13 protein-coding genes and 2 pseudogenes are annotated in these 12297 nt (G+C 70.8%); 4 read left to right on the top strand and 11 right to left on the bottom strand.

Translation table 11 applies throughout. The annotated features are described in order from the left end of the window. Positions 1 to 182: 182 nt before the first annotated feature. Positions 183 to 1292 carry a hypothetical protein gene (locus D0D37_RS43440; RefSeq protein ID WP_116206397.1) on the bottom strand — a complete coding sequence of 370 codons (1110 nt, stop codon included), beginning with the start codon at positions 1290 to 1292 and terminating at the stop codon, positions 183 to 185. Positions 1293 to 2291: 999 nt separating this feature from the next. Here D0D37_RS43440 and D0D37_RS43435 point away from each other — a divergent pair. Further along, the gene (locus D0D37_RS43435) at positions 2292 to 2594 is read left to right on the top strand and encodes an ArsR/SmtB family transcription factor (RefSeq protein ID WP_116206398.1); all 303 of its coding nucleotides are present in this window, start codon (positions 2292 to 2294) and stop codon (positions 2592 to 2594) included. 2 nt (positions 2595 to 2596) lie between these two features. Further along, complete coding sequence (locus D0D37_RS43430) at positions 2597 to 3010, top strand: Fur family transcriptional regulator (RefSeq protein WP_162834767.1); 414 nt, start codon at positions 2597 to 2599, stop codon at positions 3008 to 3010. 837 nt (positions 3011 to 3847) lie between these two features. On the opposite strand, the gene D0D37_RS43425 is transcribed toward D0D37_RS43430, so the two are convergent. The 10 genes and pseudogenes from D0D37_RS43425 to era form a co-directional block, all read right to left on the bottom strand. Further along, on the bottom strand, positions 3848 to 4603 hold the full coding sequence (locus D0D37_RS43425; RefSeq protein WP_116206395.1) for a TIGR03943 family putative permease subunit: 756 nt from the start codon (positions 4601 to 4603) through the stop codon (positions 3848 to 3850). Continuing rightward, complete coding sequence (locus D0D37_RS43420; protein ID WP_162834766.1) at positions 4600 to 5619, bottom strand: permease; 1020 nt, start codon at positions 5617 to 5619, stop codon at positions 4600 to 4602. Before D0D37_RS43420 ends, D0D37_RS43425 begins: the two co-directional genes overlap by 4 nt. Before the next feature lie 555 nt (positions 5620 to 6174). Further along, positions 6175 to 6594: a YbjN domain-containing protein gene (locus tag D0D37_RS43415; protein WP_116206393.1), complete on the bottom strand. Its 420-nt coding sequence runs from the start codon at positions 6592 to 6594 to the stop codon at positions 6175 to 6177. Next, positions 6591 to 7409, bottom strand: coding sequence for an isoprenyl transferase (locus tag D0D37_RS43410; protein ID WP_116206392.1), 819 nt, complete (start codon positions 7407 to 7409; stop codon positions 6591 to 6593). Before D0D37_RS43410 ends, D0D37_RS43415 begins: the two co-directional genes overlap by 4 nt. A 26-nt stretch (positions 7410 to 7435) precedes the next feature. Beyond that, positions 7436 to 8212 (bottom strand): DNA repair protein RecO, encoded by a 777-nt coding sequence (gene recO, locus D0D37_RS43405; RefSeq protein WP_116206391.1) that lies wholly within the window; start codon positions 8210 to 8212, stop codon positions 7436 to 7438. Between the two features lie 49 nt (positions 8213 to 8261). Continuing rightward, entirely contained in the window at positions 8262 to 8729 is a 468-nt protein-coding gene (locus tag D0D37_RS43400; protein ID WP_116206390.1) for a CD225/dispanin family protein, read from the bottom strand. A gap of 55 nt (positions 8730 to 8784) precedes the next feature. Beyond that, positions 8785 to 10029, bottom strand: coding sequence for an RDD family protein (locus D0D37_RS43395; RefSeq protein ID WP_116206389.1), 1245 nt, complete (start codon positions 10027 to 10029; stop codon positions 8785 to 8787). Between the two features lie 182 nt (positions 10030 to 10211). Further along, positions 10212 to 10661, bottom strand: a complete 450-nt coding sequence (locus D0D37_RS43390) for a DUF2752 domain-containing protein (RefSeq protein ID WP_116206388.1) — start codon at positions 10659 to 10661, stop codon at positions 10212 to 10214. Next, positions 10658 to 10987, bottom strand: coding sequence for a CD225/dispanin family protein (locus tag D0D37_RS43385; RefSeq protein ID WP_116206387.1), 330 nt, complete (start codon positions 10985 to 10987; stop codon positions 10658 to 10660). The genes D0D37_RS43390 and D0D37_RS43385 overlap by 4 nt, the downstream gene beginning before the upstream one ends. Positions 10988 to 11063: 76 nt before the next feature. After that, positions 11064 to 11801: pseudogene (gene era, locus D0D37_RS43380) on the bottom strand (GTPase Era); the annotation flags it as partial. Between era and D0D37_RS43375 the strand changes: the two are divergent. Both D0D37_RS43375 and D0D37_RS43370 read left to right on the top strand, forming a co-directional pair. Next, a complete protein-coding gene (locus tag D0D37_RS43375; protein WP_208720545.1) occupies positions 11785 to 12114 on the top strand; it encodes a hypothetical protein in 330 nt (109 codons plus the stop codon). The pseudogene era and the gene D0D37_RS43375 overlap by 17 nt on opposite strands. A 3-nt stretch (positions 12115 to 12117) precedes the next feature. Next, positions 12118 to 12297, top strand: a pseudogene (locus D0D37_RS43370) (sortase); the annotation flags it as partial.

Here is a 12297-nt window from a genome sequence, read left to right as displayed (position 1 = left end):
CGCCTGGCCGTCCGAGGGCAGCTCGCGGGCGCGCCGTCCTCGCCCGGCACCGAGCCGGGCGCCGGGTCGGCGACGGCGGCCGGGGTCGGGGCCGGCACCCAAGTCAGGACGATCACGCCGGCCGCGATCGCCAGGACGGCGATCACCGCTGACGCGACCGTCAGCACGGTGCGCGACACGGTCTATTCGCCGCGGGAGCGGACGACCCGCGCCGCGCGGCGCCGGCCGAGCGCGATCGCGACCGCGCCGAAGAGCAGACCGCCGCCGAGCAGGCCGAAGCCGAGCGGCAGGCGCAGATCGTCGGACGGGGCCGACGCCGCGGCGCCGAGGTATCCGGCCGGGACCTCGGTGGGCACCGACGGCTGCTGCACCGTGCCCCCGCTGCCCGAGCCGTTGCCTGCCGAGGCGACGAAGTTCTTCGGGATCGAGCAGCTGACGCCGCCGAGCACCATGGTGGTCTGCACGTCGCTCAGCTTGGTGTCCTTGGCGTCGCGCGCGTGCGTGGTGATCTCGACGCGCCAGCCGGCCTGCGCGGTGACGTCGCCGGAGCGCCAGCCGTCCTGCTTGATCAGCTGGTCGAACGCAGAAACTCGGGACACGACCAGGTCCGAGGTGGTCTTTTCGGCGTCGGCCTGCGGCACGCTCGTGGGCGAGCCCATCTTGAGGCCGGTGACGCTGAGCGTCCCGCTGGCCGGCATCGCGACCTGCTTCAGCGCGTCGTCCTCGCCGCGCACCCAGACGCGCGCGGCCGTGGTGGCGCCGGTGACCTTGCCCGGGCCGGAGCAGTCGACCGAACTGCGCGCGCCTTCGAGGACCAGCATCGTGTTGTCGAGCGGCTTGAGCTTCTTGCGGCCGTTGTCGCGCAGCGCGTAGTTCGTCTCCGCGACGGCGGTGGGCACGTGGGTGGTCTGCAGCGCGGCGACGACCTGGTGGTCGCGGCTCGCGATGCCCGCCGGGTACGCGCTGGCCGAGCTGTCCGCGTACTTGCCGAGGTCGATCTCGTAGTTCGGGCCGAAGGTGTTGCGCTCGCCGTCGTTCTTCGGCACCGCCACCCGGTCCGTGCCGAGCTGCGACTGGCCGGGGGTGAGCGGGGACCGCTGGGTTTCGGTGATCAGCGCGCCGCCGTGCTGCGGATCGCCGCCGAGGCGGACCGACGCCACGTTGGCGAACGACACCGGACCGGTCTTCTCGTCGACAGCCTGCCCGGCCGCGGTCTGCGCCGCGGCGGCCGGAGCCAGTGCGGGAAGTGCCACCAGGGCCGCCACCGCGGCCTTCGTCACGAAACGAGTCATGTCTCCCCACTGCCCTCCGGCAACCCCGAGCGATCCGCCACTGTACGAGACGCGACGAAACGCCCCCGCGACAACCTTGCACCGTCCGCCACGACTTGCGAAGCCGACAAGCCGAATCTTCCCGAACTCACCCGATCGGGCCAGCCGGAACGCCGGTCCCCTCGTGGCCCGGCGCTCGCCGCGCCCGCGGAAGGGAACACTACGATGGCGGCGAAGGTTATCGGCAATGACATCCGGCTTCGGAAACGCCACTCCGGACAGGCCACGGTTCGCGCCGTGCCGTGCCCCGGGAGACGGCGGCCCGAGACGGGCGGCGGGACGCGAGTGGAGGCAGCGATGGCATCGGCACCTTCGAGCGCCCTGTCCGGTGGGGCTGGGTTTTCCGGCGCGGCGGGGGCGGCTGGAGCTGGTGCGGAGGGTTCGACTGCGGGAAGCCCGCGCTCGGCGACCGCTCCGGAAGCAGCCGGGAACGCGGGACGCATCGGACCGGCCCCCGAGGCAAGCTCAGCCAGCCGGGATTCGGCAACGACCAGGAACGTCGAGGCCTCAGTGAAGAACGCTGCCACGGACGAGACAACCGCAGCACATCCAGTCACGGACTCGGCCGCGGGCACGAACGCCGAGCGGCCCGGGGAACATGCTTCCGCTGCTGTGGACCAGACAGACGCAGGGAATCCAGCCACTCCGGATCCGGCCGCGCCCAAGAACACCGGGGCGTCTGCGGAAGGCGCTTCCGCTGCCGTCCAGCCGACAGCAGCAAGCTCGGCCGCCCCGGAACGGGCCGCAGCCAAGAACACCGAGACGCCCGCGAAGAGCGCCTCCACCGCACTCGAGCCGACAGCGGCAAGCTCAGCCGCCTCGGGACCGGACGCAGCCCAGAACACCGCGGCACCTCCGGAGCGTGCTTCCGCCGCCTCGGTCGTCGACGGCGGGCAGGCGGACCCGCCGCATCCCGTCGACGCGGGCAGCGCGGCTGCATCGGCCGGTCGGTCCGCCGGGATCGGACCGGCGGTTCTGCCTCCGGTCGTGCTCGCCGACGCGGGCGAACTGCTCCGGGCGCTCGCCGCTCCGGTGCGGATCGCTATCGTGCTGCAGTTGCGGGAGGCGGACCGGTGCGTGCACGAACTCGTGGACGAACTCGACGTCGCCCAGCCGTTGATCAGCCAGCACCTCCGCGTCCTCAAGACCGCGGGCGTGGTGCGGGGCGAGCGGCGCGGCCGCGAGGTCGTCTACCGGCTGGTGGACGACCATCTGGCGCACATCGTCGTCGACGCGGTCGCCCACGTGCAGGAAGGGAAGTGACGATGTCCTCGGTCCCCAAACAGGTCCCGGTGCCCGGCCGGCGTTCCACGAAGCAGCGTGCGGCGGTGGTCGACCTGCTCAGCACCGTCGACGACTTCCGCTCTGCCCAGGAACTGCACGACGAACTCCGCAAACGCGGCGACGGCATCGGCCTGACCACCGTCTACCGGACGCTGCAGTCGCTCTCCGAGGCGGGCGAGATCGACGTCCTGCGCACCGACTCCGGCGAGGCGATCTACCGCCGGTGCTCGTCGCACCACCACCATCACCTCGTGTGCCGCGTGTGCGGGCGCACGGTCGAGGTCGAGGGTCCGGCGGTGGAACGCTGGGCGGAGAAGATCGCGGCGGACCACGGGTTCACCGAGATCAGCCACACCGTGGAGATCACCGGCACCTGCGCCGAGCACTCGGGCTGACCCTCCTCCCGACCGCGACCCTTTCTGGGGCTGGCCGCTACGTTCCGGTTTCCCGAGCACGCGAGCTGATCCTCGTCCCGGCCCGGACCCCGGCTGGGCCCGGCCGGAAACGCTCCGGGTGCCGAGCACGCGAGCTGGCCCTCGTCCCGGCCTGGACTCGGGCTGGGCCTGGCCGGAGACGTTCCGGGTGCCGAGCACGCGAGCTGGCCCTCGTCCCGGCCCGGACCCGGGCTGGGGCTGACCGGAGACGTTCCGGGCGCCGAGCACGCGCGCTGCCGAGCATGGCGGCGAACTGCTCCGCGACGGTCCGGGACGCGCGAGGTGGCCGAGCGACCGCGGGCTGGCCCCCTTGGACGGCGAGCGCGTTCTGCAGCCGTCCGGGACGTTCCGGATTGCCGACCGGTCGGCAATCCGGTCCCTTCGACCCAGCACAGCAGTGCTGCCGTCGGAGATGGCTGCTGCGCCATCCCAGCGGCGGCAGTACCGAGAGCCGCTGGAGCACTCAGGGCCGCCGGACAGGCGAGCCGACTCGGTTCGGCGGCGGACCATTCCGAGGCTGGCCGGGGCGACGGGTTCGTCGAGGGGTTGGAGCGCGCTTCGGGCAAGCGGGAGCCGCTGCGAGGCCGTCTGGCCGCAGGGTTTCGCAACACTGAGCAATGCGGACCGATCGCGGTCAGGTTCCGTTCGGGAGCCGTCTCAAGAGGCGGGGCTTGAGCGGGCACGCGAAGCAGAACCGCTGCTGGGTCAGCCGACGAGACTCAGGTGCACCGGGCGGGCGAGAGCGGCGGTCCGCGTTCCTGGGCGGTCGCGGACGAGGAGTCGGGGGCGTCGCTCCTTTCAGTACTCATACGGATCCTTCGGCGCGGTGATCCGCTCGACTGTCGCCGGGACCAGGTCCGGCGTGTAGCTGTTCGCCTGGGTCGCGGTGCCCGGGACGATCTGGCCCGCGACGCGCAGCCAGGTATCGCTCGGGAAGCGGTCGGCCCCGCCGCCTTTGAGGTGCACGGTGACGGGGGCCGCGTCGGCCGCGCAGCAGCTGATGACCAGGCGGGCCAACAGGGTTTGGCCTCCGGTGTGGACGACGAACCCGGAGATTTCGACGGTGCGTCCGTTCATGGTGCCGTTGGCGTCCCAGCCCGCGCGCGTGACTACCTCGTTCATCGCCATCGGGACCACCGCTCCGGCGGGGAGGGGCGGGAACGCGGCTGCCGACGTGGTCGCGGCGCTGGCGGGCAGGCGGGCTGCGGTGCGGGTGACCGAATCCGCGCCTAGTGCGGGCGGGGCGACCAGGAACACCGCCAGTACCGGGACGACCAGCAGCCAGGCTGAGCGCGCCGGGTGATGGTGGTGGCCGTGTGCGTCTGGATGTTCGACGTCCGCTTCGGATTCTTGGGCTGCTTTCGCCGCGGCGCGCGCGGCTGCGATATCGCGGATGATGGCTGTCGCGCCGAGCACCAGCATCACTGCGCCGCCCGCGATGATCCACGGCTGCTGGGCTGGTTTTACGTAGCGCAGGTAGTCGCCGTTGAGCGCGATCTTCACCAGGGCGCCGCCCAGGAGGATCAGCAGCACGTTCTGGGTTTCGCGCCTCATCGGACGCCTCCGAGGAAGATCACGCCCGCGATGGTGCCGCAGGCGATCGCCACCACGAAGGTGACCGGGGCGAACCTCGCGGCGAAGGATCGGCCGAAAGTGCCTGTCTGCAAAGCGAAAAGCTTGACGTCGATTGCGGGGCCGACCACCAGGAACACCAGTTTCGGCAGCAACGGCACGGCGGTGAGCGAGGCGGCGACGAACGCGTCTGCCTCGCTGCACAGCGCGAGGACCACGGCCAGGACCGCCATCACCACGACGCCGACGATTACCTGTCCGGACAACACTTCGAACCACTTCGCGGGTACGAGAACGTTGAGGGACGCGGAAATCAGCGCGCCGAGGACGAGGAATCCGCCGGCTTCGACGAGATCGGTGCGGGCGGTTTCGGCGAAGACGCGCCATTGCTGTCCTGGTTGGACGTCAGGTAATCGGCGCAGCGCTCGTTCGGTGATCCAGGAGAGTTTGCCCCAGCGGGCCCAGATCCAGCCCATCACCATCGCGGTCGCGAGCGAGCCGGCGAACCGTCCGAACACCATTTCCGGACGGCCGGGGAACGCGACCGCGGTGGCCACCAGCACGACCGGGTTCACCGCGGGCGCGGCGAGCAGGAAGGTGAGCGCGGCGGCGGGCGCGACGCCTTGGCCGATCAACCGGCGCGCCACGGGAACCGACGCGCATTCGCAGCCGGGCAAGGCGACTCCGGCCAGCCCGGCGACTCCGACCGCGGCCGACGCTTTCTTCGGCAGCACCCGTTCCAGCGCGCGGGCGGGCACGAAGGCGGCGATCGCGCCGCTGATCAGCACGCCGAGCACGAGAAACGGCAGCGCCTGCACGCACACCGCGACGAAGACGGTGGACCCGGTGCGCAGCGCGGGCACGTCGAAGAGGTCCTGGAGCTTGCTTTGCCCGAGGACGGCGACGAGCAGCACTGCGCACAGGATCTCGATGGAGCTGATCCGGAACCGTCGCGTGCGGGGACGCTCCTCGGCGGTGTTGTTGGAAAGGGTTTCCACGAAGGCGATGATGCCAGCCGGGTCCGACAGAACCCCAGCCGCAGGGGTCGCGAGGGGACCCCTCGCGCCGGTTTTGCGTGAATGTCACCCGATTGGGAGGGAGGAAGGGGCGGATTCGGGCGGGCACAGCGAGGGACTCGGGGCGGACAGCGGAGCGGCTTGGACGAAGAGGGCGGCGAACGCGGAACGGAACACGAAGCCAAATCGCTTGCACGGAGAAGCCACACTTCGGGCTAGTGGCATAGCTGGAGACGCGAGCCGAGCGGCGCAGCAACCGCGAACGCGAAACCAAGCGGACAACGGGCGACCGACGGACTGGCCGAGTCGCGAAGTCCGGCCCAGTCAGGGAGATTCCCAGGAGAAGCAACCGAAGACGACGCGTCAGCGGTCTTAACCGGTGCGCGAAGTCAACCAGGCACCGCACCACTGTCTGACCGCGAAGACCGGCCAACGCAACAGCGCACATCGCCAAAACCGGCCGAGTCACAACGCCCCGGACATGGCGACGCACAGCCGAGCCAGGCGACAACCCCAGTCAGGAAACAGAAACCCGGCTCAGGCCTCCACGCCAGGCAACTCAGTCCGCAACTGCGAAGCGGTGGAAACCACCAGCATCAGCAAGGTCCCCAACGGCGACGGGTCCATCCCCTCCGCCGGGAACGCGTACCGCAGCGTCACGTCCATCCCGCGATCCGTGTGGCCGACGCCCAGCGTTCCGAACAACCCCTGCCCGGCCCGCTCCGCGACCGCCACCGCCACCGCCGGGTCGTCGGGCAGGTCCCAGGCCACCACGCAGGTCAGGCTGAGCACCGTCAGGCCGTCGGCGAGACGGGTCGCCTGGATGACGCACGGGACGTCCGCGTGGGAGAACGTGATCGCGCCGTCGTCGTCGACGTGGACTTCCAGGTAGCGTTCCAGCGCTTCGCGCGCCCGGGTGAGCAGTGCGCCGGTCTCGGCGGCTTCCGCGGTGCTCATTTCGTGCTCCCTGCCTGGTCCACCGCGCCGCCGAACCGGCGGTCGCGCTTGGCGAAGTCGAGGCACGCCTGCCACAGGTGCGTCCGGTCGAAGTCCGGGAACAGCGTGTCCTGGTAGACCATCTCCGCGTACGCCGACTGCCACACCAGGAAGTTCGACGTCCGCTGCTCCCCCGACGGCCGGAGGAACAGGTCGACGTCCGGCATTTCCGGCTGGTACAGGTACTTCCCGATGGTCCGCTCGTCGATCTTGTCCGGGTTGATCTTCCCGGCCGCGACGTCCTGGCCGATCCGGCGCATCGCGTCGCCCAGTTCGGCGCGGCCGCCGTAGTTGACGCACATGGTCATGTTGAGCTTGGTGTTGTTCTTGGTCTTCTCTTCGGCGACCTGCAGCTCCTTGATCACGCTGGCCCACAGCTTCGGCCGCCGCCCGGCCCAGCGGATGCGCACGCCGATCGAACCGAGGTAGTCGACCTGGCGGCGGATGGTGTCGCGGTTGAAGCCCATCAGGAAGCGCACTTCCTCGGGGCTGCGCTTCCAGTTCTCCGTCGAGAACGCGTACACCGACAACCACTTCACGCCGATCTCGACCGCGCCGCTCGCGACGTCGATCATCACGGCCTCGCCGCGTTTGTGGCCCTCGATCCGCGGCAGGCCGCGCTGGTTGGCCCAGCGGCCGTTGCCGTCCATGACGAGCGCGACGTGCTTCGGCACCAGGTCCAGCGGGATCTCCGGCGGTTTCGCGCCCGAGGGGTGCGGCTCCGGCGCCCGCTGCTCGTACCCCGCCGAGCGGGTCTCCCGTCCCCTGCGCAGCACTCGCGGCCTCCTGAAGAATGGACTTTCTACCCGGCCGACCCTACTGGGCCCGGCCCGGCGATCTCCCGGGCACGCCGCTCCACGAGCGGAAGCGACCGCAACTGCCGTTCCAGATGCCACTGCAGATGCGCCGCGACCAGGCCGGACGCGTCCCGCCGGGTAATCCCCGGCGACGATTCGGCGACCGCCCACTCCCCCTGCAGCAGCGCGTCCAGCAGGGTCAGCACCTCGGGTGCGGGATGCACCGAACCGGCGATGCGGCAGTCCGGGCACATCGAGCCGCCCGCGGCGACGTTGAACGCGGCGTGCGGGCCGGGCAGGCCGCAGCGGGCGCATTCGGTGATCGCCGGGGCCCAGCCGGCGTAGGCCATGGCCCGGAGGAAAAACGCGTCGAGCACCAGAGACGCGTCCCGCTGTCCGCCGGCCAGGGCTCGCAACGCGCCCACGACCAGCAGGTAAAGCTTCATGACCGGCTCGCCCTCTTCGGCCGAGAGCCGGTCCGCGGTTTCCGCGATCGCGGACGCCGCGGTGTAGCGCTGGTAGTCGGCCACCAGCGGCAGGGCGAACGCGTCGACGGTCTCGACCTGGGTGATGACGTCAAGCGACCGGCCGGGATAGAACTGCACGTCCACGTGCCCGAACGGCTCCAGCCGCGCCCCGAACCGCGACGACGTGCGCCGCACGCCCTTCGCGACGGCCCGGACCTTGCCGTGCCGCCTCGTGAGCAGGGTGACGATCCGGTCGGCCTCGCCCAGCTTGTGCGTGCGCAGCACCACCCCGGTGTCGCGGTAGAGGTTCACCACCCCGACATCGTCCCACTTCGGGACCGATGCCGGGGCGGGACACCCTGGTTCAGCAGTAGCTGCCGGTGCAGTAGTAGCTGTGCACCTCGGACGCGGCCACGAGGCTGATGATGATCATGATGATCGCGAACACCCAGGCGAGCGCACCGATGATGGTGGCGACCAGGCACAGCGTCCGCGTGGTCTGCGAAGACTGCTGGGCCATCGCGTAGTTGCCCTGCATCTTGTACGTCTGGACTTCGTTCGACTTCATGATCGCGAAGATCGCGATGATCCACATCAGGAAGATGCAGCCGATCGCCCAGCCCTTGTAGTCCTTGATGGCGCTCAGGTCGCCGCCGGGCTGGCCGCCGTAGGCGGGCTGGCCGTACGGCGCGGGCTGGCCGTAGGGCTGCTGCGGGTACGGCTGCGCCGGCGTCGCACCGGACTGCGGGTACGGCTGCTGGCCGTAGGGCTGCTGCGGCTGGCCGCCGTAGGGCTGCTGGGGCTGCTGCGGCTGGCCGTAGGGATTGGTCATCTGGGTTCCCCCGAGTTTCTCGTGCTTTACCGTGCTTACCCTGATCCGGTGCGGATCAGGACTGCGCCGGACCGGGTTCCGGTGTTTCCGGCTTGATCATCTGCGTCGCTTCCGGCTCGCCCGCCGGCTTCACGACCTGGGTGCGTTCGGCGGCGCCGAACGCTTCGGAAGGTGACTGCTGAGGTGCCGCCGGGCGCACGACCTGGGTCGGTTCGGGCTGCTCGAATGCCGTCGGACCCGGCTGCTGCGGAGACGCTCCCGGTGCGGCGGGCGGCTGCCCGAATCCCGGCTGCGGCTGGCCCGGTTGACCTGGCTGACCGAACGCGGTCTGAGGCTGGCCCGGCTGGCCGAACGCGGGCTGAGGCGGAACGCCCGGCTGCCCGAATCCTTGCTGCGGCGGGGTTCCCGGGACCGGCGGCTGGCCGTGCCCCGGCTGCGGAGCCCCGAATCCGGTTGGTGCGGCGGGAAAACCGGTGTTGGGCTGCGCGGGGAACCCGCCCGAGACGGGCTGCCCGAAGCCCGGAGCGGTGCCCGGCTGGCCGGGGAAGCCGCCCGGCTGACCGAATCCCGGCTGCGGCGCGGCTCCCGGCTGCCCCGGGAAACCGCCCGGCTGACCAGGCTGACCGAAACCGCCAGGCTGACCGAAACCGCCGGGCTGCCCGAACCCGCCGGGCTGACCGGGAAATCCGCTCTGCTGCCCGAATGCCGCGCCCGGCGCACCCGAAGGCGCGGGGTCGGCGGGCACCACGACGGTGCTGAGGATCTTGTCCGAGAACGTCTGCGCCTTGTCGTCCCACAGCGGCCACAGGAAACCGAGCGCGAACGCCATGCTGTCCAGTGCGTGCGCGAGGTCGCGGACGAACGCCATCCCGGCCCCGATCGGCTCGCCGGTGGCCTCGCTGACGAGTTTGATGCCGACGATCCGCTTGCCCAGCGACTGGCCGGTGTTGCCGCCGTTGATCCAGCGGTTGAAGACCGTCCAGGCGAGATTGCCGAGAATCGCCAGCAGGTAGACGATCATGCCCGCGACGCCCGACGCCATCGACACGAGCAGCGCGACAAGCATTCCGGCGAGCAACGGCGCGAAGTCGATGAGGTACGCCCCGGCGCGCTGGCCCCAGTCCGCGTAGACCCTGCCGGAGCCGTACGGCTGGCCGAAGCCCGGCTGCCCGAAACCGCCGGGCTGCTGGCCGAATCCGCCCGGCTGGGGATAGCCGCCCGGTGCCTGCTGTCCCGGCGGCGCGCCGTACGGCGGGCCGCTTTGAGGCGGGCCGCCGGGCTGGCCGTAGGGATAGGTCATCGAGTGTCCCCCTCGTTCGTGGTCTCGGCAGGCGAGCGCTGATCGCGTCCTATGCGGACACGTCGGTGCGCGGGAGCGTACCTCGTTGGCCGGGGCCAAGACGAGCAGGTGTCCGCATCGGGCGACGCGTTGGACGCACTGTCCCCGGAACCGGTTCCGGGGACAGCGAAAACGGGGCTAACTCAGACAGACAGGCTGGTGAACGGCGCGAACGGAATGTTGCGCACTACGAACCACAAGACGAACACGACCGCGACGACGTGCGGCGTCCAGCGCCAGTGCAGCCACGACCGCATCGGCTGGCCGCGCAGCCGTCCCATCGTCCACACGAGACCGCTCCACGCGAACAGCGCGACGAACACCAGAGCCACCGCGTTGTAGTGCAGTGCCGCGGAAAAGTCGCCGTGCAGCACGCTGTACGCCATGCGCATCCCGCCGCAGCCGGGGCAGTCGATCCCGAACAGCAGCTTCGTCGGGCACACCGGGAGCGGCCCGCCGGGCGTGGTCGGATCGCCGAGCCACACCGCGACGCAGGCCAGACCGATCCCGCCTGCCGCGGCCGCGGGACCGGCGAGAGCCCTTGCCACCGCACGGGTTCCGCGCGCCGGCAGTCCGGTGTAGACGGTGCTCAATGGAACCAGAGCACGTTTCCGGCGATCATGAGCACGACGAGCGCGACGAGCACGTACAGCCCGATCAGGATCGCGATGCTGAGCGCCGACCACATCGCCCACTTGCGCGCCTCGTCCGCCGCGCGGTGCGCTTCGGCCGCGTATCCCTGGTACCACAGGGTGTTCACCTGGCTGGCCTTGACGATCGCGACGATCCCCAGCGGCAGGCAGCAGAACACGGTCGCGAGGATCGCCCACACCAGGTTGCTGTCCGGCGGCGGCGGGTATTGCGGCGGATAGCCGTACGACGGAGGGTACGGGCCCTGCGGCGGATACGGGCCGGTCATGCGGTCCCCCTGGACAAATCGGATACGGTTCGGCCTGACGCTACCCGCCCGCGCCGCCGGACACGACGGGAACCGGTCAGAAACCCAGCCGGCGCAGCTGCTTCGGGTCCCGCTGCCAGTCCTTGGCCACCTTGATGTGCAGGTCGAGATACACCTTCGTGCCCAGCAGCCGTTCGATGTGCTCGCGCGCGGTCGCGCCGACCTCGCGCAGCCGCTCGCCCTTGTGCCCGAGGATGATCCCCTTCTGGCTGGGGCGTTCCACGTACAGCAGCGCGTGGATGTCGATGAGGTCGTCGCGGTCTTCGCGCGGGATCATTTCTTCGACGGTCACCGCGATGGAGTGCGGCAGTTCGTCGCGGACGCCTTCGAGCGCGGCTTCGCGGATCAGCTCGGCGACGAGGGTCTGCTCGGGCTCGTCGGTGAGTTCGCCGCCCGGGTACAGCTGCGGTCCTTCGGGCAGCCGCTGCACCAGCAGATCGGCGACTGTCTGCACCTGGAAACCGTCCACAGCGGACACCGGCACGAGGTCGGCGAACTCCATCACCTGTTGCAACGCGACCAGCTGCTCGGCGACCTGCTCCGGCTTCACCAGGTCGGTCTTGGTGACGACGCCGATCACCGGCGTGCGCCGGGCGATCTTCGTCAGCTCGGCGGCGATAAACCGGTCGCCGGGGCCGATCTTCTCGTTGGCGGGCACGCAGAACCCGACGACGTCCACTTCGGACCAGGTCTCGTGCACGACGTCGTTGAGCCGCTGGCCGAGCAGCGTGCGCGGGCGGTGCAGGCCGGGCGTGTCGATGATCACCACGCACGCGCGCGACGCCAAGGACACCAAGCTGAGCGACGTGCAGACCACCATGGTGCTCGGCGGCGTCAGCTGCTCGATCCCGAAGAACTTCGTCGCCTCGGCAGGCAACGGCTCGGGCAGCGGGGGCACGGTGCAGCAGCCGTCGGTGCCCACCGAGGTCCCGGCCGGATACCTCGGCGCCACGGCGTCGGCCCCGTCCGACGATCTGCGCCTGCCGCTCGGCTTCGGCCTGCTCGGCGGCGGTCTGCTCTTCGGCGCGGTCGCGATCGCGCTCGGCCCGCGCCGCGCGGCGCAGGTCGTCCGCTCCCGCGGCGAATAGACCGTGTCGCGCACCGTGCTGACGGTCGCGTCAGCGGTGATCGCCGTCCTGGCGATCGCGGCCGGCGTGATCGTCCTGACTTGGGTGCCGGCCCCGACCCCGGCCGCCGTCGCCGACCCGGCGCCCGGCTCGCTGCCGGGAGAGGACGGCGCGCCCGCCGAGCTGCCCTCGGACGGCCAGGCG

It is taken from the genome of Amycolatopsis circi (assembly GCF_003385235.1).
Lineage (GTDB): Bacteria > Actinomycetota > Actinomycetes > Mycobacteriales > Pseudonocardiaceae > Amycolatopsis > Amycolatopsis circi.
Note: the sequence above shows the minus strand (reverse complement) of the source record. Positions and strands in the feature narration are given on the sequence as shown.

Excerpts from the sequence above, each read along its gene's own strand:
- D0D37_RS43440 (WP_116206397.1), bottom strand. The coding sequence starts at position 1,292 with ATGACTCGTTTCGTGACGAAGGCCGCGGTGGCGGCCCTGGTGGCACTT.
- D0D37_RS43430 (WP_162834767.1), top strand. The coding sequence starts at position 2,597 with ATGTCCTCGGTCCCCAAACAGGTCCCGGTGCCCGGCCGGCGTTCCACG.
- D0D37_RS43425 (WP_116206395.1), bottom strand. The coding sequence starts at position 4,603 with ATGAGGCGCGAAACCCAGAACGTGCTGCTGATCCTCCTGGGCGGCGCC.
- D0D37_RS43415 (WP_116206393.1), bottom strand. The coding sequence starts at position 6,594 with ATGAGCACCGCGGAAGCCGCCGAGACCGGCGCACTGCTCACCCGGGCG.
- D0D37_RS43400 (WP_116206390.1), bottom strand. The coding sequence starts at position 8,729 with ATGACCAATCCCTACGGCCAGCCGCAGCAGCCCCAGCAGCCCTACGGC.
- D0D37_RS43395 (WP_116206389.1), bottom strand. The coding sequence starts at position 10,029 with ATGACCTATCCCTACGGCCAGCCCGGCGGCCCGCCTCAAAGCGGCCCG.
- D0D37_RS43385 (WP_116206387.1), bottom strand. The coding sequence starts at position 10,987 with ATGACCGGCCCGTATCCGCCGCAGGGCCCGTACCCTCCGTCGTACGGC.
- D0D37_RS43375 (WP_208720545.1), top strand. The coding sequence starts at position 11,785 with ATGATCACCACGCACGCGCGCGACGCCAAGGACACCAAGCTGAGCGAC.